We start from the raw sequence: 24101 nt of genomic DNA, 5'->3' as shown, positions 1-24101 counted from the left end.
ACACGAAGGGGCCAACCCACCCGGGCTGGCCCCTTCGCTTGACCGCTTTCACAGCGGTCGCAGCGCAGGTTCCTTCTGTACCGCCCCGAGCAGCCGGTCCAGCGCCATCTCCACGTCTTCCTTCCAGGAGAGCGTCGTCCGCAGCTCCAGCCGCATCCGCGGATAGGCGGGATGCGGACGGACCGTCTTGAAGCCCACGGCCAGCAGATGCTCGGCGGGCAGCACACAGGCCGCTTCCTGCCAGCGGGCGTCCCCGAAGGCCTCGATCGCCTTGAAGCCCCGCCGCAGCAGATCCTTGGCCACCGTCTGGACCATCACGCGGCCCAGTCCCTGCCCCTGATACTCCGGCACGATGAACGCGGTCATCAACTGCACCGCGTCCGGCGAGACGGGACTCGTCGGGAACGCCGTCGAGCGGGGCACGTAGGCCGGCGGCGCGTAGAGGACGAAGCCCACCGGTGTGTCATCGACATAGACGACCCGTCCGCAAGAACCCCACTCCAGCAGGACGGCCGAGATCCAGGCTTCCTTCTCCAGCGCGGCGGTGCCGGCCTTCAGCGCAGCTTCGCCACGGACGGGGTCGAGTTCCCAGAAGACACACGTACGACAGCGCCGGGGGAGGTCCTGAAGGTTGTCCAGCGTGAGTGGTACGAGCCGACGCCCCATGAAGGCTGTTCCTCGCTTCCCTCGCCCGCCGCATCGCGGGCGGCCGTCAGAGCACTCCGTTCCCTGAGCAGACTGCCGACGAACCCGCCGGCCGCGCCCAGGCCCAGTCCCACACTCAGCAGTCCGATCCGGCTCATCCTTCGCATCGGCCCCGCCCTCCATAGACGTACCGCAGACGTACTGCCAGGTGGATGCGCCATACCTGATCGCATCGTATCCATGAAGCGATTCCATCGATACCGCCAAAAAGCACAGTGCGAGCCGTGTTCCGGTACACACCGGACACGGCCCGCACGAACGCCCGCCGAGCGGGATCACCTCGCCGACCGGTGCCTCAGTCGTCCGCCTCCGGGGAGTCGCCGCCCTCCAGAAGGCCTGTCTGCAGGACCGGCCCCTCGCCCGGGGCGAGCGTGCCGAGGATCCGCTCCAGGTCCTCCATGGAGGCGAACTCCACGGTGATCTTGCCCTTCTTCTGCCCCAGATCGACCTTGACCCGGGTCTCGAAGCGATCCGAGAGACGGGTCGCGAGGTCGCTCAGTGCGGGAGAGACCCGCGCGCCGGCCCGCGGTCCCTTGGCACGCTGAGCCGCCTTGGGCCGCGAACCCATGAGGGTCACGATCTCCTCGACGGCGCGCACCGAGAGGCCCTCGGCCACGATCCGGTGAGCCAGCCGGTCCTGCTCCTCCGAGTCCTCCACGGACAGCAGGGCCCGCGCATGCCCGGCGGAGAGCACGCCCGCCGCCACCCGGCGCTGCACCGCCGGTGAGAGCTTCAGCAGACGCAGGGTGTTGGAGACCTGCGGACGCGACCGGCCGATGCGGTCCGCCAGCTGGTCGTGCGTGCAGCTGAAGTCCTTCAGCAACTGGTCGTAGGCGGCTGCCTCCTCCAGCGGGTTCAGCTGCGCCCGGTGCAGGTTCTCCAGCAGGGCGTCGAGGAGGAGCTTCTCGTCCTCCGTGGCGCGCACGATCGCCGGGATCGCCTCAAGCCCGGCCTCGCGGCAGGCACGCCAGCGCCGCTCACCCATGATGAGTTCGTAGCGAGCGGGGCCCAGCTGCCGTACTACGACCGGCTGGAGAAGGCCGACCTCCTTGATGGAGGTGACCAGCTCCTGCAGCGCGTCGTCGTCGAAGACCTCACGAGGCTGCCGCGGGTTCGGCGTGATGGAGTCGAGGGGAAGCTCGGCGAAGTGGGCGCCCATGGGAGGTGCGGGCAGCTCCACCGCGACGGTGATCACGGGTTCCTCGGTTTCACGTGAAGCAGGCGGCAGGGTGGCCACCTTCGCCGCAACCACGCCGCGGTCGGAGGTCAGCACCGGAACCGCCGCGGGAGACGTGGACGCCACCCCTCCCACCGCGGCCTGGGCCGGTGTCTTCTCGGTCGGGGCCGCCGGGATCAGTGCCCCGAGACCACGACCCAGGCCCCTCCGTCGCTCGCTCACTGGATCCCCTCCACCATGCTCTTGTCGCTCTGGGCGCCGATATGGGCGTGCGTCGCGTCATAGCTGACGCCGACGCCCCTCAGCGCGATTTCTCGTGCCGCCTCAAGGTAGGAGAGGGCACCGCTCGATCCTGGATCGTAGGTCAGGACCGTCTGTCCGTAGCTCGGCGCCTCGGAGATACGGACCGAGCGAGGGATGCTCGTCCGCAGGACCTCGTCGCCGAAGTGGCTGCGCACCTCGTCCGCGACCTGGGAGGCAAGGCGGGTCCGGCCGTCGTACATGGTGAGCAGGATCGTCGAGACGTGCAGCGTGGGGTTGAGGTGTCCCCGCACCAGGTCGACGTTGCGCAGCAGCTGGCCCAGGCCCTCCAGCGCGTAGTACTCGCACTGGATGGGGATGAGGACTTCCTGGCCTGCCACGAGCGCGTTGACCGTCAACAGGCCGAGCGACGGCGGGCAGTCGATGAGGATGTAGTCCAGCGGCTGCTCATAGGCCTGGATCGCCCGCTCAAGACGGCTCTCCCGCGCCACCAGGGACACCAGCTCGATCTCCGCACCGGCGAGATCGATCGTGGCTGGAGCGCAGAAGAGACCCTCGACATCGGGAACCGGCTGGACTACCTCCGAGAGCGGCTTGCTCTCGACCAACACGTCATAGATCGAGGGGACTTCGGCGTGGTGGTCGATCCCCAGAGCAGTGGACGCGTTGCCCTGCGGGTCGAGGTCGATCACGAGAACACGGCTGCCGTGCAGAGCCAGCGAAGCAGCCAGGTTCACGGTCGTCGTCGTCTTGCCCACGCCGCCCTTCTGGTTGGCGACGACGATGACACGGGTCTGTTCAGGTCTTGGCAGACCCTCACCGGCCCGGCCCAGAGCCTCGACCGCCAGTTGGGCAGCACGACCGATGGGAGTGTCGTCCATCGGGGGCGGTGTTTCACGTGAAACATCGCCCCCCGGCGACTCGGTACGGGGACCAGGGACCGGATCGGTCATCGGTCCCGCGATGTGGGCGTCGGACCGCAAGGATTCACTCTCCTCGACTTCAGGCTCGCAATGAACAGAGCCTCCCATGCCTTCGGGGTCGCGAACCAGTGAGCCCTGTTGTTCTGTGGAGAAATCCACCTCTGTGGACAACTCCGACCCCCCCGAGGGGGACGAAGCCCCGTCGGGACCGGCAGGCCTCTCGCCGAGTGGGCCGAGAGGCCTGCGGTCGCGGGGTTCGGCCGCAGCGCGGCCGCGGCTGATGATGCCGTGCAACAGTGAGCGACGTTTCACGTGAAACACGATGCACAGCAGCCGTGACCGGACTGTCGCGACACTCCGACTTGCGCAGGTTCGGCAGCTTGTGTGGAGTACGTCTCGTCCTCAGGACGGATCAGCGGCGCCGGCGCACCCGTCCCGTCCGCGCCGCCTTCGCCCGCTTGGCAGCGAAGCGCACACCGCCCGGGCTCTCCCCCACCTCGACGCGCACCACCGTGGACAGGGGATCCACCACGCCCTCACCCACATGCAGGATGGACGTGCTCACCGCGCCGAGCTTGCTCAGCGCGGTGGACGCGGCCTTGAGCTCCTCCTCGGCGGTGTCGCCCTTGAGTGCGAGCATCTCGCCGTAGGGCCGCAGCAGCGGAATGCCCCAGGTGGCCAGTCGGTCCAGCGGGGCCACGGCCCGCGCCGTCACCACATGGACCGGCTGGAGCGTGCCCATGACCTCTTCGGCGCGGCCCCGGACCACGGTGACGTGGTCCAGGCCGAGCAGCTCGACGACCTCGGTGAGGAAGTTCGTCCGACGCAGCAGGGGCTCCAGCAGCGTGATCTTGAGGTCCTCGCGGACCAGGGCCAGCGGGATGCCGGGCAGACCGGCGCCGGAGCCGACATCGCAGACGGTGACGGCCTCGGGCACCACCTCCGAGAGCACCGCACAGTTCAGCAGGTGCCGCTCCCACAGGCGGGGCACCTCGCGCGGGCCGATGAGCCCTCGCTGCACACCTGCCTCGGCGAGCAGCTCCGCGTACCGGACCGCGTCCGCGAAGCGATCACCGAATACCGCCCGGGCTTCCTCGGGAGCGGGGGGGAGCTCCGCTGCCTCCGTCACGGGGACCGTCCTTCCGTACCCTCCAGCGCGCACGCGCTGACTACCAGGCTGACAAAGACCGGCCCCGCCTGCGCAACAGACGGGGCCGGTGGAGCGTGGGACCGCTCAGGCGGGCAGCACGACGACGAACCGCTGCGGCTCCTCGCCCTCGGACTCGCTGCGCAGCCCCGCGGCCTTGACGGCGTCGTGCACGACCTTGCGCTCGAACGGCGTCATCGGCTTGAGCTTCACGGGCTCGCCGCTGTTCCTGGCATCGGCGGCGGCCTTGGCGCCCAGCTCGGAGAGCTCGGAGCGCTTCTTGGCGCGGTAGCCCGCGATGTCCAGCATCAGCCGGCTGCGGTCACCGGTCTCCCGGTGCACGGCCAGGCGCGTGAGCTCCTGGAGCGCCTCCAGCACCTCGCCGTCCCGGCCGACCAGCTTCTGCAAGTCACGGCTTCCCGTGTCGCTGATGATCGAGACAGCGGCGCGGTCACCCTCGACGTCCATGTCGATGTCGCCGTCGAGATCGGCGATGTCCAGCAGACCTTCCAGGTAGTCCGCCGCGATCTCGCCCTCCTGCTCCAGGCGGGTCAGGGTGTCTGCACCCTCGGCAGCGGCGGAGGTGGTGCCTTCCGTCACGGGATGGACTCCTTCTTACTTCTTGGACGAGGACTTGGGGCGCTGCGGGCCCTTGCGCTGGCCGGACTGGGCCCGGCTGCGGCCCCCGCCGGACTTGGGCGCCGCCTTGCCGGCGGACTCCGTCGGCTCGGCGTCCTGCGGCTCGTCGGACTTGCTCAGCGAAGTCGACGACGCGGAGGTCTTCTCGACGCCGCCCGCGGGCTTGGGGCCGCCGGCGGCCTGGCGCTTGGACTTGGGCTGCCGCTTGGGCTGCTGCCGCCGCTGCGCGGCGGCGGCAGTGGTGGTGGTCGGCGTACCGTCCTCGGTCACGGTGGCCACGGCGGCCTCGCTCTTCACGACGGCGCCGTCGGACTGGGCCGCGAGACCGGCCTTGCTCAGACCGTTGATGAACTTGCGCTCGTAGTCGTTGCGGTCCCGGCCCTTGGCGACGATGGCCTTGACGATGGCACGCTCGCGCCGGTTGCGGGTCTTGCCGTGGTGCGTGACGTGCTTGTACAGGCGGTCCAGGTAGGCGGCCTGGGCCTTGGAACCCGGGGTCGGGTTGTTGTGGATGACGTACATCTGCTGGCCCATGGTCCACAGGTTGGTGGTCAGCCAGTAGACGAGGACACCGACCGGGAAGTTGATGCCGAAGACGGCGAACATGACCGGGAAGACGTACATCAGCATCTTCTGCTGCTGCATGAACGGCGTCTTCACCGAGGTGTCGACGTTCTTCGTCATCAGCTGGCGCTGCGTGTAGAACTGCGACAGCGACATCAGGACGATCATGATCGCCGTGACGACCCGCACATCGGTGATCGAGGAGCCGAGCGCCTCGACCTTGTCCGCGCCGTCGGTGAACTTAGCGGCGAGCGGAGCGCCGAAGATGTGGGCCTTCTGCGCGCTCTCCAGCAGCCGGTCGTTGATCACGCCGATGGTGTCGTTCGACGCGATGCTGTTGAGCACGTGGTACAGGGCGAAGAAGAACGGCGACTGCGCCAGGATGGGAAGGCACGAGGAGAGCGGGTTGGTGCCCGTCTCCTTGTACAGCTTCATCATCTCTTCGGACTGACGCTGCTTGTCGTTCTTGTAGCGCTCCTGGATCTTCTTCATCTCGGGCTGGAGCGTCTGCATGGCCCGGGTCGCCTTGATCTGCTTCACGAAGAGCGGGATCAGGCAGATGCGGATCAGGATCACCAGCGACACGATGGACAGGCCCCAGGCCCAGCCCGTGTCAGGGCCGAAGAGCGCACCGTACAGCGAATGGAACTGGACGATGACCCATGAGACGGGTGTGGTGATGAAGCTGAAGAGGCTGGCAATCGTGTCCACTAATCATGCTCCTTGGGCATGGGACGGGGTCTCTGCGGCCGGGCTCGAAGGGACGTCGCTCGAAGGACTCGGAGAGACATTCTCTTCGGTGGCCGTTTCGGCGGCGGAGGGCCCGCCCTTGCGTGCGCTCCAGGCGTCGCGCAGCATCTCGTGCCACCGCGGGCGCTTGCGCGGCGGGACATGGTCCACCCCGCCCAGCGACCACGGATTGCAACGCAGGATGCGCCAGGCCGTGAGTGCGGTGCCCTTGAGGGCACCGTGCCGGTCGATGGCCGTGTAGCCGTAGTGGGAACACGACGGGTAGTACTTGCACACCGGCCCGAGCAGCGGGCTGATGGTCCACTGGTAGAGCTTGATCAGCGCCAGCAGCGGGTACTTCATCGCGCGCCCCCTCCCAGCAGCCGCTGAAGGGCGGCGTCCAGGTCTCGGGCCAGTTGTGCATGGTCGGCGTCACCCGCACCGGGCAGCGCTCGTACGACTACCAGGCTACCGGGGGGCAGCAGGCCGACCCGGTCACGCATGAGATGGCGCAGTCGGCGCTTGACCGTGTTGCGCACGACCGCGCCGCCCACAGCCTTGCTGACGACGAAACCCGCACGCGTCGGGGGAGCGCTCTCCCCAGGCGCGTGCGGGTCCGTGGCACCGCTACGAAGGTGGACGACGAGGAGCGGGCGGCCTGCCCGGCGCCCTCGTCGTACCGCGGTCGCGAAGTCCTCGCGCCGCCTCAGCCGGTTCTCGGTGGGCAGCACGACGTCATGACCTGATCGGGATCAGGCGGACAGACGGGCGCGACCCTTGCTACGGCGGGACGCGAGAATCGCGCGGCCGGCACGGGTGCGCATACGCAGCCGGAAGCCGTGGGTCTTGGCGCGACGACGGTTGTTCGGCTGGAAGGTGCGCTTGCTCACTCGGGGGCTCCAGAAAAGTATCGGGGTTGGCGGGGTGCCGTCCTGGCTGTCACCGTGCGCCCACGAGTAGCTCGCGTTACGCCCGAGTGCACCGCTTTCCGATCACCTTGACGCGATCTGTGCCCATCGGAGGCAGGCGGCAGCAGCCATCGACAACTCGACCTGGTTACGGTACGCGCGGCTGCGCCATTCGGTCAAACCAGGGGTCCGGGGGGACACTGTCCACAGCCTGGGGACAACAACTTGAACCGCAGCCGTCGCGCTGACTACCGTGGCTGGACTCCGATTCGTTCCCTTATCCCCGCCCGACCCGATTTACATCCCGAGCCGTCCCACAACCACACGTTCGTGGGACCTGTGAGAGAGCGTGCCCTGTGGCTGACGTACCTGCCGATCTTGCCGCAGTGTGGCCACGCGTACTGGAGCAGCTTCTCGGTGAGGGCCGTGGGCAGGGCGTCGAGGCCAAGGACGAGCACTGGATCCGGCGCTGCCAGCCGCTGGCGCTGGTCGCCGACACCGCCCTGCTCGCCGTACCGAACGAGTTTGCGAAGGGTGTCCTGGAAGGCCGTCTCGCCCCCGTCGTGAGCGAGACGCTGAGCCGCGAGTGCGGCCGGCCGATCCGGATCGCGATCACCGTCGACGACTCCGCGGGCGAGCCGCCCGCCCCGCCGGCACCCCCCGTCCAGCCCCAGCAGCGCTACGAGGAGCCCGAGCTCCCGTCGTCCGGGCAGTACGAGGGGTACGGCCGCCACCGCGCCGAGCATCGCACCGAGCACCGCGCCGAGCAGCTCCCGGGCTCGCCCGGCGACCAGCTCCCCAGCCCGCGCCCGGCCTACCCGTCGGAGTACCAGCGACCGGAGCCCGGCGCCTGGCCGCGGCCGGCGCAGGACGAGTACGGCTGGCAGCAGCCGCGCCTGGGCTTCCCGGAACGGGACCCCTACGCGAGCCCGTCGCAGGAGCCGTACGGCTCACCGGACTCCTACGGCTCACCGGACGCGTACGGCTCCCCGGACCCCTACGGCGCCCCCTCCCGCGACTCCTACGGCGTGCCCGCCCAGGAGTACCGCCCGCAGGGTCGCGAACGGGCGTACGATCAGCCGCGCTCCGAGTACGAGCCGTCGCGCGGCGACTACGACCAGCGCGACGCCCGCCGCGAGCGTCCCGAGCCGCCGGCCGGCGGCCAGGTGCACCGCGGCCCGGGCGGCACCGCGCTGCCGATGTCCGGCGGCGCCCCCGGCCCGCTGGCCGCGCAGCCCGCGCCGGCGACCGGCCCCGGCGAGCCGACGGCGCGGCTGAATCCCAAGTACCTCTTCGACACGTTCGTCATCGGCGCGTCGAACCGCTTCGCGCACGCCGCCGCCGTGGCCGTCGCGGAGGCGCCGGCGAAGGCGTACAACCCGCTGTTCATCTACGGGGAGTCCGGGCTCGGCAAGACGCACCTGCTGCACGCGATCGGACACTACGCGCGGAGCCTGTACCCGGGTACGCGCGTGCGGTACGTGAGCTCGGAGGAGTTCACCAACGAGTTCATCAACTCCATCCGCGACGGCAAGGGCGACAGCTTCCGCAAGCGGTACCGCGAGATGGACATCCTGCTGGTCGACGACATCCAGTTCCTGGCGGACAAGGAGTCGACGCAGGAGGAGTTCTTCCACACCTTCAATACGCTGCACAACGCGAACAAGCAGATCGTGCTGTCCAGCGACCGGCCGCCGAAGCAGCTGGTGACGCTGGAGGACCGGCTGCGGAACCGTTTCGAGTGGGGCCTGATCACGGACGTCCAGCCGCCGGAGCTGGAGACCCGGATCGCGATCCTGCGCAAGAAGGCGGTGCAGGAGCAGCTGAACGCCCCGCCGGAGGTGCTGGAGTTCATCGCCTCGCGGATCTCGCGGAACATCCGTGAGCTGGAGGGCGCGCTGATCAGAGTGACGGCGTTCGCCTCGCTCAACCGGCAGCCGGTCGACCTGGGCCTGACGGAGATCGTCCTGAAGGACCTGATCCCCGGCGGTGAGGACTCCACCCCGGAGATCACCTCGACGGCCATCATGAGCGCCACCGCCGACTACTTCGGCCTCACGGTGGAGGACCTCTGCGGCAGCTCGCGGGGCCGCCAGCTCGTCACGGCCCGGCAGATCGCCATGTACCTGTGCCGCGAGCTGACGGATCTGTCGCTGCCGAAGATCGGCGCGCTGTTCGGCGGCCGTGACCACACCACGGTGATGCACGCGGACCGCAAGATCCGCAATCTGATGGCCGAGCGGCGCTCCATCTACAACCAGGTGACCGAGCTGACGAACCGCATCAAGAACGGCTGACAGCAGCCTCCGTACGCCGCCGAGGGCGCTCCGGGACGAGGTCCCCGGGGCGCCCTTCGCCGTTCCGGGACGAGGTCCCCGAGGCGCCCTTCGCCGTTCCGGGACGAGGTCCCCGGGGCGCCCTTCGCCGTTCCGGGACGAGGTCCCCGGGGCGCCCTTCGCCGTTCCGGGACGAGGTCCCCGGGGCGCCCTTCGCCGTTCCGCGTTCCTGCGGTGTTCGAATCCATGCGGGGTTACGGCCGCCCTCCACAGATTCGGTGACTTTCTCCCGTCCACATCCTGGGGACCGCGAAGTTGTCCAGACCGTGTCCACAGCCGCTCCTGTTGAAAGACCATCAGACCAGGTCAGCCGGTTGTGGATTCGTGGACGAACGATCTCCACAGACTGTGGACAGCCGACGGGTCCACAAGCTGTGCACGGAGTTGTCCACGGGCAACCCACAGGCTGGGGGCGGTTGTCCCCAGCGATCCCCAGCTTCTCCACAGCGCTGTCCACTGTTCGGCAACCCGGCGCGCCTGGTCACCGGCGCGAGTGAAAGGCGTCACACGAGGGTGCCGGGTTGGGCTGTGGGAAAGGTGGGTAAAGCTGGGGACAGCGCTGGGGAGAAGTCGCCCCGCCCTGTGCACGGGGTGTGCAGAACTTTCTTTTCTCCACAGACGGCCCCGGTTGTCCACCGCCGCCGCCCACAGGCCCCGTGGACAAAATATCGGCTCTGAGCTGCGCAAACGCGGTTATCCACGGTATCCACAGGCCCTACTACTACTCCCGACCATAGAGAGCCTGGAATCCGTTTCGAAGGGGGTCCTGTGCACAACTCGCCCTTCGGTGCCCGGCTGCCCCTCGTCACGACTTGACCCCGAGAGGCACCTACTGTCAGTGCGGTGCGTCAGACTGGTCCCGGTGTCCTTCCCTCCCCAGGGCCCGGTGACACCGAGACAGACGACGAAGCCAGGCAGGGCGAGAAGCGCCGGCAACAGCAGGAGGCGGCAACAGTGAAGATCCGGGTGGAACGCGACGTACTCGCGGAGGCCGTGGCCTGGGCGGCGCGCAGCCTCCCGGCCCGTCCGCCGGCGCCTGTCCTCGCCGGCCTGCTGCTGAAGGCCGAGGACGGCCAGCTGAGCCTGTCGAGCTTCGACTACGAGGTCTCCGCGCGCGTGTCGGTGGAGGCGGAGGTCGAGGAGGAGGGCACGGTCCTCGTCTCCGGCCGCCTGCTCGCCGACATCTCCCGCGCGCTCCCCAACCGGCCGGTGGAGATCTCCACAGACGGTGTACGGGCGACGGTGGTGTGCGGCTCCTCCCGGTTCACCCTCCACACCCTGCCTGTGGAGGAGTACCCGGCGCTGCCGCAGATGCCGAACGCCACGGGCACGGTCCCCGGCGAGGTCTTCGCCGCCGCGGCCGCCCAGGTCGCCATCGCCGCCGGCCGGGACGACACGCTGCCCGTGCTCACCGGTGTGCGCATCGAGATCGAGGGCGACAAGGTCACCCTGGCCTCCACCGACCGCTACCGCTTCGCGGTCCGCGAGTTCCTGTGGAAGCCGGAGAACCCGGAGGCCTCAGCGGTCGCCCTGGTGCCCGCCAAGACGCTCCTGGACACCGCCAAGTCGCTGACCAGCGGCGACAGCGTGACGCTGGCGCTGTCCGGCTCGGGCGCCGGCGAGGGCCTGATCGGTTTCGAGGGCGCCGGGCGGCGGACGACGACCCGCCTGCTGGAGGGCGACCTCCCGAAGTACCGCACGCTGTTCCCGACGGAGTTCAACAGCGTCGCCGTGATCGAGACCGCGCCCTTCGTCGAGGCCGTCAAGCGCGTGGCCCTGGTCGCCGAGCGGAACACCCCGGTGCGGCTGAGCTTCGAGCAGGGCGTGCTGATCCTGGAGGCCGGCTCCAGCGACGACGCACAGGCTGTGGAAAGGGTCGACGCCCAGCTGGAGGGCGACGACATCTCGATCGCCTTCAACCCGACCTTCCTGCTGGACGGCCTGAGCGCGATCGACTCCCCGGTGGCCCAGCTGTCGTTCACGACGTCCACCAAGCCCGCACTGCTCAGCGGCAAGCCGGCGCTGGACGCCGAGGCGGACGAGGCGTACAAGTACCTGATCATGCCGGTCCGCCTCAGCGGCTGACGCGGGGCGGGACCGCCGGCCCGGTGATCCACCGGCCTCGCCGTCCTGTGGACCACCGGCTGGACGAAGCCGCAGGTGAGGGCGTACGCGTGAGCGCGTATGCCCACAGATGTGCGCGAGCGTCCGGGTCTAGGCTCGGACGTGGGTACGCAAGTGCCTCAACGCCACCTCGCACCACCTGTCGCAACCTAAGGAACACAACTGATGGAGCTCGGTCTCGTCGGCCTCGGCAAGATGGGCGGCAACATGCGCGAGCGGATCCGCCGCGCGGGCCACACCGTCGTCGGATACGACCGCAACCCGGACCTCGCCGACGTGCACAGCCTGGAAGAGCTGGTGGACAAGCTCAGCGGCCCGCGCGTGGTGTGGGTGATGGTCCCGGCCGGGGCGGCCACCCAGTCGACCATCGACCGGCTGGCCGAGCTGCTGGAGCCCGGTGACGTCGTCGTGGACGGCGGCAACTCGCGCTGGACGGACGACGAGAAGCACGCCGGGGAGCTGGCCGCCCAGGGCATCGGCTTCGTCGACTGCGGCGTCTCCGGCGGCGTCTGGGGCCTGGAGAACGGGTACGCGCTGATGTACGGCGGCGACGCGGAGAACGTCGCCAAGGTGCAGCCGATCTTCGACGCGCTCAAGCCCGAGGGCGACTTCGGCTCCGTGCACGCCGGCAAGGTCGGCGCGGGCCACTTCGCGAAGATGGTCCACAACGGCATCGAGTACGCCATGATGCAGGCCTACGCCGAGGGCTGGGAACTGCTGGAGAAGGCCGACTCCGTGACCGACGTCCGGGAGGTCTTCCGGTCCTGGCAGGAGGGCACCGTCATCCGCTCCTGGCTGCTCGACCTCGCGGTGAACGCCCTCGACGAGGACGAGCACCTGGACGGGCTGCGCGGCTACGCGCAGGACTCCGGTGAGGGTCGCTGGACGGTGGAGGCGGCGATCGACAACGCCGTGCCGCTGCCCGCGATCACGGCCTCGCTCTTCGCGCGGTTCGCCTCGCGGCAGGAGGACTCGCCGCAGATGAAGATGATCGCGGCGCTGCGCAACCAGTTCGGCGGCCACGCGGTCGAGAAGAAGTAACCGGCACCACAGCAGGCCGGGGGAGGTCGGCGCACCACCATGCACGTCACGCATCTGTCGCTCGCCGACTTCCGCTCGTACGCCCGGGCCGAGGTCCCGCTCGACCCGGGTGTCACCGCCTTCGTCGGCCCCAACGGCCAGGGCAAGACGAACCTCGTCGAGGCCGTCGGCTACCTCGCCACCCTCGGCAGCCACCGCGTCTCCTCGGACGCCCCGCTGGTCCGCGTGGGCGCCGAGCGGGCGATCGTCCGTGCCCAGGTCCGGCAGGGCGAGCGGCAGCAACTGGTCGAGCTGGAACTGAACCCGGGCAAGGCCAACCGCGCCCGCGTCAACAGGTCGTCGCAAGTCAGGCCGCGTGACGTGCTGGGCATCGTGCGGACCGTGCTGTTCGCCCCGGAGGACCTCGCCCTGGTCAAGGGCGATCCCGGGGAGCGGCGCCGCTTCCTCGACGAGCTGATCACCGCCCGGTCCCCGCGGATGGGCGGCGTGCGCTCCGACTACGACCGTGTCCTCAAGCAGCGCAACACCCTGCTGAAGACGGCCGCGCTGGCCCGGCGGCACGGCGGCCGGACCGTGGACCTGTCCACCCTCGATGTCTGGGACCAGCACCTCGCGCGCGCGGGCGCCGAGCTGCTCGCCCAGCGGCTGGAACTGCTCTCCGCGCTCCAGCCGCTCGCCGACAAGGCGTACGAGCAGCTGGCCCCGGGCGGCGGTCCGGTCACCCTGGAGTACAAGCCGTCGTCCCCGGGCGACGCCCACGCGCGCGAGGCCCTCTTCGAACAGCTCATGGCCGCGCTCGCGGACGCCCGCAAGCAGGAGATCGAGCGGGGCGTCACCCTGGTGGGACCGCACCGGGACGACGTGCAGCTCAGACTCGGTGAGCTGCCCGCCAAGGGATACGCCTCCCACGGCGAGTCCTGGTCCTGCGCGCTGGCGCTGCGCCTGGCCGCGTACGACCTGCTGCGCGCCGAGGGCAACGAGCCCGTGCTGATCCTCGACGACGTCTTCGCCGAGCTGGACACGCGGCGCCGGGAGCGGCTGGCGGAGCTGGTCGCGCCGGGCGAGCAGGTGCTGGTGACGGCCGCCGTCGACGACGACGTCCCGCGTGTCCTGACGGGGGCGCGGTACACGGTGGCCGACGGGACGGTGGAGCGCGCATGACCGCGGACGAGCCGGTGAAGAAGACGCCTCAGCCCTCCGGCGTCGACCTCGCGCGCGTGGCGCTGCGGGCGGCGAAGGAGGCCGCACGCGCGCGGGGCGACGCGGCGCAGCAGAGGAAGCAGGCGCGCCGCGGCGGACTGCGCTCCGGCGCGCGGGCCGACGGCCGCGACCCGATGGCGCTCGGCTCGGCGATCAACCGGCTGATCAGTGAGCGCGGCTGGGAGGCCCCGGCCGCGGTGGGCGGCGTGATGGGCCGCTGGCCGCAGATCGTCGGCGACGACGTGGCCAAGCACTGCGTCCCGGAGACGTACGTCGAGGACGAGCGGGTGCTGGTGGTGCGCTGCGACTCCACCGCCTGGGCCACCAACCTGCGGCTGCTCGCCCCCACGCTGGTCGCCCGCCTCAACGAGGACCTCGGCCACGGCGCGGTCAGGGCGATCAAGGTGCTCGGCCCCGGCGGCCCGGCCCGGCGCTACGGCCCCCTGCGCGCCCCGGGGAGCACCGGCCCCGGCGACACCTACGGCTGAACCCGCGGGCGACGGCCGTCACACGTGCGATGCCGACCGGAGTGACCGCCCGACCGAAGAGTGAGGTATGTCACGTCTCAGGAGTGACCTGCGTTACATCTCCAGCGCCCCGTGGTCGGCGTTGTCCACCGGTGCGCACCGATCGTCATACAACCGCACACGGTTGCGAATCCTGACCTGGCCCCGGAGTAGCGAAGGGTTGACGCCCGGAAGCGCTGAGTGCCTCTGTGAGCCTCTTGGAGACCCCTTCCCTATATCGGGACCCGGCCGAGGCTGGTTCAGGGCGGCACATGCGGACTCAGGTACCGGCAAACCCCCCTCACTGTCGGCGCTACCGGTAGACTGGGTGACAATCCCGCCCCGACCGTGGGGACCGTCCGGGAAAAGCTGAGCAACGCTGAACAGGGCTTACCAACGCAACATGCCGCAGCCGCTCCGGCAACCCTCCCCCAAAGGGGGCATCCCCTGGAGCCCGGCTCGTGCTGTGCCAGAAAGGGCGCTTCGTGGCCGATTCCGGCAACCCCAACGAGAACATCCCGTCCACCGACGCCGGCGTGAACGCCGCGGCCGCCGCAGCGAGCGGCGGGGTCACGGCTTCGTACGACGCCAGCGCCATCACCGTCCTCGAGGGTCTGGACGCGGTCCGCAAGCGACCCGGCATGTACATCGGCTCGACCGGTGAGCGGGGACTGCACCACCTCGTGTACGAGGTGGTCGACAACTCCGTCGACGAGGCGCTGGCCGGACACGCGGACACCATCGACGTCACGATCCTCGCCGACGGCGGCGTCCGGGTCGTCGACAACGGCCGAGGCATCCCGGTGGGCATCGTCCCCTCCGAGAACAAGCCGGCCGTCGAGGTCGTGCTGACCGTGCTGCACGCGGGCGGCAAGTTCGGCGGCGGCGGTTACGCGGTCTCCGGTGGTCTGCACGGCGTGGGCGTCTCCGTGGTGAACGCCCTGTCCTCGAAGGTCGCGGTCGAGGTCAGGACGGACGGCCACCGCTGGACGCAGGACTACAAGATGGGCGTCCCGACGGCCCCCCTCGCCCGGCACGAGGCCACCGAGGAGACCGGTACGTCGGTCACCTTCTGGGCGGACGGCGACATCTTCGAGACCACCGACTACTCCTTCGAGACGCTCTCGCGGCGCTTCCAGGAGATGGCGTTCCTCAACAAGGGTTTGACGATCAAACTCACCGATGAGCGCGAGTCGGCGAAGGCCACCTCCGGGGCGGACGAGGCGGGTGCGGACGAGAAGGCCGAGGCCAAGACCGTCACGTACCACTACGAGGGCGGCATCGTCGACTTCGTGAAGTACCTCAACTCCCGCAAGGGAGACGTGGTGCACCCCTCCGTCATCGACCTCGAAGCAGAGGACAAGGACAAGAGCCTGTCCCTCGAGGTCGCCATGCAGTGGAACAGTGGTTACAGCGAGGGCGTGTACTCCTTCGCCAACATCATCCACACCCACGAGGGCGGCACCCACGAGGAGGGCTTCCGCGCGGCGCTGACCAACCTGATCAACAAGTACGCGCGCGACAAGAAGCTGCTCCGCGAGAAGGACGACAACCTCACGGGTGACGACATCCGCGAGGGCCTGACGGCGATCATCTCGGTCAAGCTGAGCGAGCCGCAGTTCGAGGGCCAGACCAAGACCAAGCTGGGCAACACCGAGGCCAAGACCTTCGTCCAGAAGGCGGTCTACGAACACCTCAGCGACTGGCTGGGCCGCAACCCGAACGAGGCCGCGGACATCGTCCGCAAGGGCATCCAGGCGGCCACCGCGCGCGTGGCGGCCCGCAAGGCGCGCGACCTCACCCGCCGCAAGGGCCTGCTGGAGACGGCTTCGCTGCCCGGCAAGCTGTCCGACTGCCAGTCGAACGACCCCGTCAAGTGCGAGATCTTCATCGTCGAGGGTGACTCCGCCGGCGGCTCGGCCAAGTCCGGCCGCAACCCGGAGTACCAGGCGATCCTCCCGATCCGCGGCAAGATCCTCAACGTCGAGAAGGCGCGGATCGACAAGATCCTGCAGAACCAGGAGATCCAGGCGCTGATCTCCGCCTTCGGCACCGGTGTGCACGAGGACTTCGACATCGAGAAGCTGCGCTACCACAAGATCATCCTGATGGCGGACGCCGACGTCGACGGCCAGCACATCAACACCCTGCTGCTGACCTTCCTGTTCCGCTTCATGCGGCCGCTGGTCGAGGCGGGCCACGTGTTCCTCTCCCGCCCCCCGCTTTACAAGATCAAATGGGGCCGGGAGGACGTGGACTACGCGTACTCCGACCGCGAGCGCGATGCGCTGATCGAGATGGGCCGCCAGCGCGGCAAGCGGATCCGGGAGGACTCGATCCAGCGCTTCAAGGGTCTCGGTGAGATGAACGCCGAGGAACTGCGCGTCACCACGATGGACCAGGAGCACCGCGTCCTCGGCCAGGTCACCCTCGACGACGCCGCGCAGGCCGACGAGCTGTTCTCGGTCCTGATGGGCGAGGACGTCGAGGCCCGCCGCCAGTTCATCCAGCGCAACGCCAAGGACGTCCGCTTCCTCGACATCTGAGTCGGTCTCAGCTGACCGCACCAGGAAGGATCTTCACCAGCCATGGCCGACGAGAACACCCCCGTCACGCCTGAAGAAGAGGGCCAGATCCTCCGTGTCGAGCCCGTCGGGCTCGAGACGGAGATGCAGCGCTCGTATCTCGACTACGCGATGTCCGTCATCGTCTCCCGCGCGCTGCCGGACGTCCGGGACGGCCTCAAGCCCGTCCACCGCCGCGTGCTGTACGCGATGTACGACGGCGGGTACCGTCCCGAGCGCGGCTTCTACAAGTGCGCCCGCGTGGTCGGCGACGTCATGGGCAACTACCACCCCCACGGCGACAGCTCCATCTACGACGCCCTGGTCCGCCTCGCGCAGCCGTGGTCCATGCGGATGCCGCTCGTCGACTCCAACGGCAACTTCGGCTCCCCGGGCAACGACCCGGCCGCGGCCATGCGCTACACCGAGTGCAAGATGGCGCCGCTGTCGATGGAGATGGTCCGCGACATCGACGAGGAGACCGTCGACTTCACGGACAACTACGACGGCCGCTCCCAGGAGCCGACCGTCCTGCCGTCCCGCTTCCCCAACCTGCTGATCAACGGCTCCGCGGGCATCGCGGTCGGCATGGCGACCAACATCCCGCCGCACAACCTGCGCGAGGTCGCGGCCGGCGCGCAGTGGTACCTGGAGAACCCCGAGGCCTCGCACGAGGAGCTCCTGGACGCGCTGATCGAGCGCATCAAGGGCCCGGACTTCCCGACCGGCGCGCTGGTCGTGGGCCGCAAGGGCATCGAGGAGGCGTACCGGACCGGCCGTGGCTCGATCACCATGCGCGCGGTGGTCGAGGTCGAGGAGATCCAGGGCCGCCAGTGCCTGGTCGTCACCGAGCTGCCGTACCAGGTGAACCCGGACAACCTCGCGCAGAAGATCGCCGACCTGGTGAAGGACGGCAAGATCGGCGGCATCGCCGACGTGCGCGACGAGACCAGCTCGCGCACCGGCCAGCGGCTGGTCATCGTGCTGAAGCGGGACGCGGTCGCCAAGGTCGTCCTCAACAACCTCTACAAGCACACCGACCTGCAGACCAACTTCGGCGCCAACATGCTGGCGCTGGTCGACGGAGTGCCGCGCACCCTCTCGCTGGACGCGTTCATCCGGCACTGGGTGACCCACCAGATCGAGGTCGTCGTCCGCCGTACGCGCTTCCGGCTGCGCAAGGCCGAGGAGCGGGCGCACATCCTGCGCGGTCTGCTGAAGGCGCTGGACGCCATCGACGAGGTCATCGCGCTGATCCGGCGCAGCGACACCGTCGAGATCGCGCGCGGCGGCCTGACGGACCTCCTGGAGATCGACGAGATCCAGGCGAACGCGATCCTGGAGATGCAGCTCCGCCGGCTGGCCGCCCTGGAGCGCCAGAAGATCGTCCAGGAGCACGACGAGCTCCAGGCCAAGATCAACGAGTACAACCAGATCCTCGCCTCGCCGGTCCGCCAGCGCGGCATCGTCAGCGAGGAGCTGGCCGCGATCGTCGAGAAGTACGGCGACGACCGCAAGACCCAGCTGGTCCCCTACGACGGTGACATGTCCATCGAGGACCTGATCGCCGAGGAGGACATCGTCGTCACCGTCACGCGCGGCGGTTACGTCAAGCGCACCAAGACGGACGACTACCGCGCGCAGAAGCGCGGCGGCAAGGGCGTACGCGGGGCGAAGCTGAGGGAAGACGACATCGTCGACCACTTCTTCGTCTCCACCACCCACCACTGGCTGCTGTTCTTCACCAACAAGGGCCGGGTCTACCGGGCCAAGGCGTACGAGCTGCCGGACGCCGGCCGCGACGCGCGCGGGCAGCACGTGGCGAACCTGCTGGCCTTCCAGCCGGACGAGGCGATCGCCGAGATCCTCGCGATCCGCGACTACGACGCGGCGCCCTACCTGGTCCTGGCCACCAAGGGCGGCCTGGTGAAGAAGACCTCGCTGAAGGACTACGACTCGCCGCGTTCGGGTGGTGTCATCGCGATCAACCTGCGCGAGCGGGAGGACGGCTCCGACGACGAACTGATCGGCGCCGAACTCGTCTCGCCGGACGACGATCTGCTGCTGATCAGCAAGAAGGCGCAGTCGATCAGGTTCACCGCGACGGACGAGTCGCTCCGGCCGATGGGACGCGCGACCTCGGGTGTCAAGGGCATGAGTTTCCGCGAGGGGGACGAACTGCTCTCGATGAATGTTGTTCGACCCGGTACGTTCGTGTTCACTGCCACCGACGGCGGGTACGCCAAGCGAACCGTCGTCGACGAGTACCGCGTCCAGGGTCGCGGCGGCCTCGGCATCAAGGCCGCCAAGATCGTCGAGGACCGCGGGTCGCTCGTCGGCGCGCTGGTGGTCGAGGAGACCGACGAGATCCTCGCCATCACGCTGTCCGGTGGTGTGATTCGCACGCGAGTCAACGAGGTCAGGGAGACGGGCCGTGACACCATGGGCGTCCAACTGATCAATCTGGGCAAGCGCGATGCCGTGGTCGGCATCGCTCGTAACGCCGAGGCGGGACGCGAGGCGGAGGAGGTCGACGGTGATCTGGCCGCCGACGAGACCGCCGAGGGTGCCGTCACCACCGGCACGGACGAGGGCGAGGCGCCCCCGGCCGAGTAGCACGAGGAGTGAGTCAGCGTGAGCGGAGCCACGGGCGCCGGATCGACCGGTATCCCGGCCGGTACCTCGACCGGTGCGGAGACGGACGGCGGCGGCCGTGGCTCCGCCGCGTCTGCGACGGACCCGCACACGACGCAGCTGCGGGCGATCAAGTCGCCCGCCAAGGATGCCCAGGCGTCCTCCCACTCGCCTGACACTCATGGATCCCAGGGGGGAACTGTGACGGACACCCGAGGCCCGCAGACCCAGCAGTACGCGGCTGGAGCGGGCCCGGCCGCTCCGGGCGCCCAGCAGGCGGGGACGCAGGCCGCGTCCCCGCTGCCCGGCGAGCGGCAGCCGGAGCAGCAGTCCTCCGGGCCGTACCACCCGCCGCAGGCCTACCAGACGCCCGCTCCCGGGAGCGGGCTGCGCCGGCCGCGCACGGGGGCCCGCACCACGCCGCGTGTGCGCAAGGCGCGGCTGCGGGTGGCCAAGGCCGACCCGTGGTCGGTGATGAAGGTCAGCTTCCTGCTCTCCATCGCGCTCGGCATCTGCACGATCGTGGCGTCGGCGGTGCTGTGGATGGTCATGGACGCGATGGGCGTCTTCTCCACGGTCGGCGGCACGATCTCCGAGGCCACCGGCTCGAACGAGTCGAACGGCTTCGACCTTCAGGCGTTCCTGTCGCTGCCCAACGTCCTGATGTTCACGACGATCATCGCGGTCATCGACGTCGTCCTGGCGACGGCGCTGGCGACCCTCGGCGCGTTCATCTACAACCTCTCCGCGGGCTTCGTCGGCGGCGTGGAGCTGACGCTCGCCGAGGACGAGTGAGGAGCCCCTCAAACGTCCCGCGGCCATCGATTTTGGGACTGCCCCGGTCGTGCGCTAATCTTCAGGAGTCAGCGCGCGGGAGACACACCGCAGAGCGCGGCGGGGCTATAGCTCAGTTGGTTAGAGCGCATCCCTGATAAGGATGAGGCCACAGGTTCAAATCCTGTTAGCCCCACCAGCGAGAAGACCCCCAGTCCACTAGGGCTGGGGGTCTTTCGCGTGCCGGACCGTATCGCTGAGACCGGAATCGGTCGGTGGTCATGTGGTTCGGTGGGTTTTCTCGGTCAGCCGTTTCACGCGTGCGGCCGCGGAGCTGGCGTGGCGGCGGGCCTCGGTGACGCGGCGGTCGGCGAAGCGGGCGCGTTCGCGGGCCTGACGCTCGGCGGCCACGGCCTGTCGGTGTTCCTCCTCGGCCCGCCGCAGCTCCTCGGTCAGGCTGCCGACGCGCTGGTGCAGCCGGTCCGCCCGCTGCTGGGCGTCCGCGGCTTCCCCGGCGGCCGCCGCCGACTCCGCCTCGGCGGTCCGCAGGTCGCCCTCGGCGTGCTCCGCCTCCTGGCGCGCCTCGGCCAGACGCGCACGCCGGTTCTCCGCCGCCGCGCTCTCGCGGCGGGCCGCCGGCGCCGGCACCGCGGACACCGCGGGAGCACGTCGTACGGCGTCCTGGGCGACCGAGGGGAAGCCGACGGCGGCGTCGAGTGCCTTGACCAGCCTGCCCGCCGCCCACTCCCGCGCCGCCTCCGGGTCGGCGAGGACGGCCTGCAAGGTCCTCTCGACCTCCCGCTGGGCATCGGGGGTGATCCGGCGGCCGGCCTGTGCGGCGAGGTGCGCGGCCTGCCGGGACAGGGCGCCGACCAGGGCGCGTTGCTGCCGGACGAGTTCGCGCAGCTGGGCGCCGTCCAGGTCGTGGTGGGCCCGGCGCAGGCCCTCTCCCAGCCGCAGCAGCGGTTCGACCTGGTCGGGCTGTGCACGGACCAGGAGGTTGCTCGCCCAGGCCGCCGGACTGGGGCGGCGCAGCGCGCCGATCCGCTCCGCGAGGGCGCGGTCGCCGGTCGTGCGGGCCTCGGCCGCACGGGTGTCGCGGGTGGCGGTGAAGTGCTCCGGGCGCAGCCCGTACAGCTCGTCGGCGACAGCGTCGAAGTCCACGGGCGTCCTCCCGTAGGGGTGGGGCGGGGCGGTGGGCCGTCGTGAGTCTTCGTGAGTTCTCGTCGTAGGTGCGGTGCCGTAGGCGCGGTGTCGTGGAGGCGGTGTCGGAGGGGCGGTGTCGGAGGGGCGTCGTTTATGTCGAGTTTTTCAGAGTCTGCGGGTGCAGGGCGCTCGTTGAGGGCCGGGGCAGGACGTGATCGACACGGTGGGCCGGGAACACGAGGGCCCGGCCACTGAGGGAGTGGCCGGGCCTCGGCAGGTGGCGATGTACGCAAGTTCGCCGTGACGACAGGGATGAAGGGAGACGGAAGAGGCGGGAGGAGAGAGCGGGAAGGGGAGGAAGGGGATCAGCGCTGGAGCGGGATCGATACGGGGCCGGCGGCCGGCGGTCGCGCCTCGCAGCCGTCGTCCGGTGTGGCGGTGGTGCCGGCGGAGGTGTCGGTCCGGGCGGTTCCGGCGAGGGGGCGGTGCCTGCACCGGGGGGACTTCCCGTGGGCCTCGGCCCTGATCCGCTGCTTCATCGTGGGGGGCAGGGACCTGGCATGGGACCAGGCCCGGGGGGACGTCGTCGGCACGGTGGGGAGTGCGGTGCTGTTGCTGTCGCTGTTGCTGTTGCGGGCCGACTCGGTCTGCGGTACGGCCGCGGAGGCGGACGTGGTGACGAGTCCGAGCGCCGTGAACAGCGCGAGGAAGGCGGTGACGACGATGTTCCACAGCTTCATGACCGGGTTCCGGGTCATGGCCCCTCACTTTCGGGTTGGGCGATTTGCGTACTGTCCTCATGATGTGTATGGGGATCGCCAAGTGTGGGACCGACGCCCGTGACGCGTCGTATGTCAGATCAACACCACTCGGATGGGTGCAAGAGGCCCGAAAAGACAAGAAGACGGCGGGAGAGTGGTGATGGCAGGGCAAAACTCACCCTCCGTAGAGCGGTGGTCACCCTCTGGATCCGGTGTCTCTAGTGCGCGGTGCCGGTGGGGAGTTGGGGCCCGGCGCAGGTCACCGATCGGTATCGGCCGGTGTGTATAGTCGGGCGCCAGAGGTCCCCTACGTCAAGGAAAGACGAGGTAGCGCGGTGAAGAAGCTTCTCCTGGTCGCACTGGCCGCCATCGGCGGGCTCCTCGTGTACCGCCAGATCCAGGCGGATCGCGCCGAGCAGGATCTGTGGACGGAGGCGACTGACTCCGTGCCCACGGGTTCGTGAGCACCGACAACCGGAAGTGAACAGACCCCGGCCGCCTCGCGGTCGGGGTTTTGCGTGTCCGCGGGTGCCGGCCGAGGGGTCCGCGGGGCAGGATGGGCCAGGCACGGACGGTTCGAGGGCGGAACTCCCCGGGGGTGGGCGGCGCGTGATCGGGCGGCGGCGGACGGCGCGGTGGTGTATAGGGGCGCGGACACTGCCGGGGGCCCTGCTGCTGGTGCTGCTGCCGACGCTGGTGGCGCCGCCGGGGGTCGCCCGGGCGGCCGGCTCGGCACCGGGGGCTTCCGGGCCCGGCGCCGGGTCCGTCGGCTCCTTCGCGTTCGCCGAGGACGCCCGGACCGTTCCCGCCGCCACCGGGACCGCCGACGCCGTACCGCTGGAGACCGGCCGGACGTACCGGAGCACCCTGCCGCCCGGCGGCGAGGCGTACTACCGCCTCGCACTCGACGCCGCCTCGAACGCGTACGTCTCCGCCACCGCCGTACCCGACCCGGGCGCCGAGGTCTCCGCGGTCGAGGGCGTCAAGGTGTCCGTGCAGGACGCCGAGGGCAGGCTCTGCACCTCCGACACCGCGACCTTCGGCGCCGCCCGCAGCCCGCATCCGATCGCGGCGGCAGGGGCGCGCGAGGCGGGCGGGACCCGCTGCGGGGGCGCGGGAACGTACTACGTGGTCGTCGAGCGCGCAGGTAGGAGCGACTCGGCGCCGGTCGACTGGGCCCTGGAGCTCGTCGCGGTCCAGGAGCCGGCGCTGACCCGGGCCGGTGCCACCCGGACGCCGCGGGTTTGGGACTCCGCGACCCCCGCACCGCCCGCGGACGAGCCGGTACGGCGGGCGGGCGGCGCCGGCTTCGCGAGCGCGACCACCGTGGGGCAGGGCGTCTGGAGCGACGACATCGCCCCCGGGCAGACCCTCTTCTACGAGGTCCCGGTCGACTGGGGCCGGCAGCTGTCCGCCACGGCGGAACTCGGCGCGGCGGCGTCGGGCGCCGGTTACGCCGTCGGCGCGCTGGATGTCTCCCTCTACAACCCCGTACGCGGTCTCGTCGCCCACAAGGGCGTCGGCTACGACGGCACCCAGCGGGCCGCGGCGCTGGCCCCGCTCCCGCCGGCCGACCACGCCAACCGTCACTCCTTCACCAGCCGGGTGAGCGCGATGCGCTTCGCCGGTTCCTACTGCCTCGTCGTGCACCTCTCCGCCGACGTGGCCGAGGAGTTCGGCGACGGGCCGTTCGGGCTGACGTTGCGCGTGGGGCTCAGGGGGACGGCGCAGGAGGGACCCGCCTACGCCGGGCGGCCCGTGCCGGACGGGGTCTTCGAGGCCCGGGACGGTGGTCTTGCGGGCGGCGGGGGAGCCGTGGTGGGTGGGGTTGGAGGGGCCGGGGACGACGGGGCGATGACCGCGGTCGCCGTGGCCGGGATCGGTGGGGGCAGCGCGATCCTGGTGGGGCTCGGTGTGTGGACGGTGGTCGCGCGGCGGCGGGCCGGGCCCGCCGGGTAGGCG

At 70.0% G+C, this 24101-nt stretch carries 21 protein-coding genes and 1 tRNA gene; 11 read left to right on the top strand and 11 right to left on the bottom strand.

The genetic code is table 11. The features are described from left to right. Positions 1–48: 48 nt before the first annotated feature. The 9 genes from ACFF45_RS00560 to rpmH form a co-directional block, all read right to left on the bottom strand. Positions 49–666: a GNAT family N-acetyltransferase gene (locus tag ACFF45_RS00560; RefSeq protein WP_381340327.1), complete on the bottom strand. Its 618-nt coding sequence runs from the start codon at positions 664–666 to the stop codon at positions 49–51. Between the two features lie 334 nt (positions 667–1000). After that, positions 1001–2104, bottom strand: coding sequence for a ParB/RepB/Spo0J family partition protein (locus ACFF45_RS00555; RefSeq protein WP_381340324.1), 1104 nt, complete (start codon positions 2102–2104; stop codon positions 1001–1003). Further along, positions 2101–3174, bottom strand: coding sequence for a ParA family protein (locus ACFF45_RS00550; RefSeq protein ID WP_381340553.1), 1074 nt, complete (start codon positions 3172–3174; stop codon positions 2101–2103). Before ACFF45_RS00550 ends, ACFF45_RS00555 begins: the two co-directional genes overlap by 4 nt. A gap of 304 nt (positions 3175–3478) precedes the next feature. After that, positions 3479–4195, bottom strand: a complete 717-nt coding sequence (gene rsmG, locus ACFF45_RS00545) for a 16S rRNA (guanine(527)-N(7))-methyltransferase RsmG (protein WP_381340321.1) — start codon at positions 4193–4195, stop codon at positions 3479–3481. 105 nt (positions 4196–4300) lie between these two features. Next, positions 4301–4813, bottom strand: a complete 513-nt coding sequence (locus ACFF45_RS00540; protein ID WP_381340318.1) for a Jag family protein — start codon at positions 4811–4813, stop codon at positions 4301–4303. A 15-nt stretch (positions 4814–4828) separates the two neighbouring features. Then, a complete protein-coding gene (gene yidC, locus ACFF45_RS00535) occupies positions 4829–6127 on the bottom strand; it encodes a membrane protein insertase YidC (RefSeq protein WP_381340316.1) in 1299 nt (432 codons plus the stop codon). 3 nt (positions 6128–6130) lie between these two features. Further along, positions 6131–6508 (bottom strand): membrane protein insertion efficiency factor YidD, encoded by a 378-nt coding sequence (gene yidD / locus ACFF45_RS00530; protein WP_381340313.1) that lies wholly within the window; start codon positions 6506–6508, stop codon positions 6131–6133. Further along, complete coding sequence (gene rnpA, locus ACFF45_RS00525; protein WP_381340310.1) at positions 6505–6876, bottom strand: ribonuclease P protein component; 372 nt, start codon at positions 6874–6876, stop codon at positions 6505–6507. The genes yidD and rnpA overlap by 4 nt, the downstream gene beginning before the upstream one ends. Positions 6877–6897: 21 nt before the next feature. Next, positions 6898–7035, bottom strand: a complete 138-nt coding sequence (gene rpmH / locus ACFF45_RS00520) for a 50S ribosomal protein L34 (protein ID WP_003956500.1) — start codon at positions 7033–7035, stop codon at positions 6898–6900. A 374-nt stretch (positions 7036–7409) separates the two neighbouring features. Between rpmH and dnaA the strand changes: the two genes are divergently transcribed. The 9 genes from dnaA (at position 7410) to ACFF45_RS00475 (ending at position 20431) form a co-directional block, all read left to right on the top strand. Beyond that, a complete protein-coding gene (gene dnaA / locus ACFF45_RS00515) occupies positions 7410–9350 on the top strand; it encodes a chromosomal replication initiator protein DnaA (RefSeq protein WP_381340307.1) in 1941 nt (646 codons plus the stop codon). A gap of 993 nt (positions 9351–10343) precedes the next feature. Continuing rightward, the gene (gene dnaN, locus ACFF45_RS00510; protein ID WP_381340305.1) at positions 10344–11474 is read left to right on the top strand and encodes a DNA polymerase III subunit beta; all 1131 of its coding nucleotides are present in this window, start codon (positions 10344–10346) and stop codon (positions 11472–11474) included. 204 nt (positions 11475–11678) lie between these two features. Beyond that, positions 11679–12554 carry a phosphogluconate dehydrogenase (NAD(+)-dependent, decarboxylating) gene (gene gnd / locus ACFF45_RS00505; protein ID WP_381340302.1) on the top strand — a complete coding sequence of 292 codons (876 nt, stop codon included), beginning with the start codon at positions 11679–11681 and terminating at the stop codon, positions 12552–12554. A 39-nt stretch (positions 12555–12593) separates the two neighbouring features. Continuing rightward, positions 12594–13715: a DNA replication/repair protein RecF gene (recF, locus tag ACFF45_RS00500; RefSeq protein WP_381340299.1), complete on the top strand. Its 1122-nt coding sequence runs from the start codon at positions 12594–12596 to the stop codon at positions 13713–13715. Further along, on the top strand, positions 13712–14242 hold the full coding sequence (locus ACFF45_RS00495) for a DciA family protein (protein ID WP_381340297.1): 531 nt from the start codon (positions 13712–13714) through the stop codon (positions 14240–14242). Before recF ends, ACFF45_RS00495 begins: the two co-directional genes overlap by 4 nt. A gap of 479 nt (positions 14243–14721) precedes the next feature. After that, entirely contained in the window at positions 14722–16806 is a 2085-nt protein-coding gene (gyrB, locus tag ACFF45_RS00490; RefSeq protein WP_381340294.1) for a DNA topoisomerase (ATP-hydrolyzing) subunit B, read from the top strand. A gap of 42 nt (positions 16807–16848) precedes the next feature. After that, positions 16849–19440, top strand: a complete 2592-nt coding sequence (gyrA, locus tag ACFF45_RS00485) for a DNA gyrase subunit A (protein WP_381340291.1) — start codon at positions 16849–16851, stop codon at positions 19438–19440. Positions 19441–19458: 18 nt separating this feature from the next. After that, positions 19459–20253: a DUF3566 domain-containing protein gene (locus ACFF45_RS00480; protein WP_381340288.1), complete on the top strand. Its 795-nt coding sequence runs from the start codon at positions 19459–19461 to the stop codon at positions 20251–20253. Positions 20254–20354: 101 nt separating this feature from the next. Beyond that, positions 20355–20431: transfer RNA gene (locus ACFF45_RS00475), tRNA-Ile, on the top strand. Positions 20432–20511: 80 nt separating this feature from the next. Here ACFF45_RS00475 and ACFF45_RS00470 read toward each other — a convergent pair. Together ACFF45_RS00470 and ACFF45_RS00465 are read right to left on the bottom strand one after the other, a co-directional pair. Beyond that, on the bottom strand, positions 20512–21396 hold the full coding sequence (locus tag ACFF45_RS00470) for a coiled-coil domain-containing protein (RefSeq protein WP_381340285.1): 885 nt from the start codon (positions 21394–21396) through the stop codon (positions 20512–20514). A gap of 347 nt (positions 21397–21743) precedes the next feature. After that, on the bottom strand, positions 21744–22136 hold the full coding sequence (locus ACFF45_RS00465) for a DUF6344 domain-containing protein (RefSeq protein WP_381340283.1): 393 nt from the start codon (positions 22134–22136) through the stop codon (positions 21744–21746). Positions 22137–22474: 338 nt separating this feature from the next. On the opposite strand from ACFF45_RS00465, the gene ACFF45_RS00460 reads away from it, so the two are divergent. Both ACFF45_RS00460 and ACFF45_RS00455 read left to right on the top strand, forming a co-directional pair. Beyond that, on the top strand, positions 22475–22603 hold the full coding sequence (locus ACFF45_RS00460; RefSeq protein ID WP_003999697.1) for a DLW-39 family protein: 129 nt from the start codon (positions 22475–22477) through the stop codon (positions 22601–22603). Positions 22604–22817: 214 nt separating this feature from the next. Next, complete coding sequence (locus tag ACFF45_RS00455) at positions 22818–24098, top strand: hypothetical protein (RefSeq protein ID WP_381340281.1); 1281 nt, start codon at positions 22818–22820, stop codon at positions 24096–24098. Positions 24099–24101: the final 3 nt, after the last annotated feature.

Source organism: Streptomyces cinereospinus, assembly GCF_042430725.1.
GTDB classification, from domain to species: domain Bacteria; phylum Actinomycetota; class Actinomycetes; order Streptomycetales; family Streptomycetaceae; genus Streptomyces; species Streptomyces cinereospinus.
Note: the sequence above shows the minus strand (reverse complement) of the source record. Positions and strands in the feature narration are given on the sequence as shown.

Bases quoted from the DNA above. Each gene is read 5' to 3' on its own strand.
- ACFF45_RS00560 (WP_381340327.1), bottom strand. From the start codon at position 666: ATGGGGCGTCGGCTCGTACCACTCACGCTGGACAACCTTCAGGACCTC.
- ACFF45_RS00550 (WP_381340553.1), bottom strand. From the start codon at position 3,174: ATGGGAGGCTCTGTTCATTGCGAGCCTGAAGTCGAGGAGAGTGAATCC.
- yidD (WP_381340313.1), bottom strand. From the start codon at position 6,508: ATGAAGTACCCGCTGCTGGCGCTGATCAAGCTCTACCAGTGGACCATC.
- gnd (WP_381340302.1), top strand. From the start codon at position 11,679: ATGGAGCTCGGTCTCGTCGGCCTCGGCAAGATGGGCGGCAACATGCGC.
- recF (WP_381340299.1), top strand. From the start codon at position 12,594: ATGCACGTCACGCATCTGTCGCTCGCCGACTTCCGCTCGTACGCCCGG.
- ACFF45_RS00495 (WP_381340297.1), top strand. From the start codon at position 13,712: ATGACCGCGGACGAGCCGGTGAAGAAGACGCCTCAGCCCTCCGGCGTC.
- gyrA (WP_381340291.1), top strand. From the start codon at position 16,849: ATGGCCGACGAGAACACCCCCGTCACGCCTGAAGAAGAGGGCCAGATC.
- ACFF45_RS00465 (WP_381340283.1), bottom strand. From the start codon at position 22,136: ATGACCCGGAACCCGGTCATGAAGCTGTGGAACATCGTCGTCACCGCC.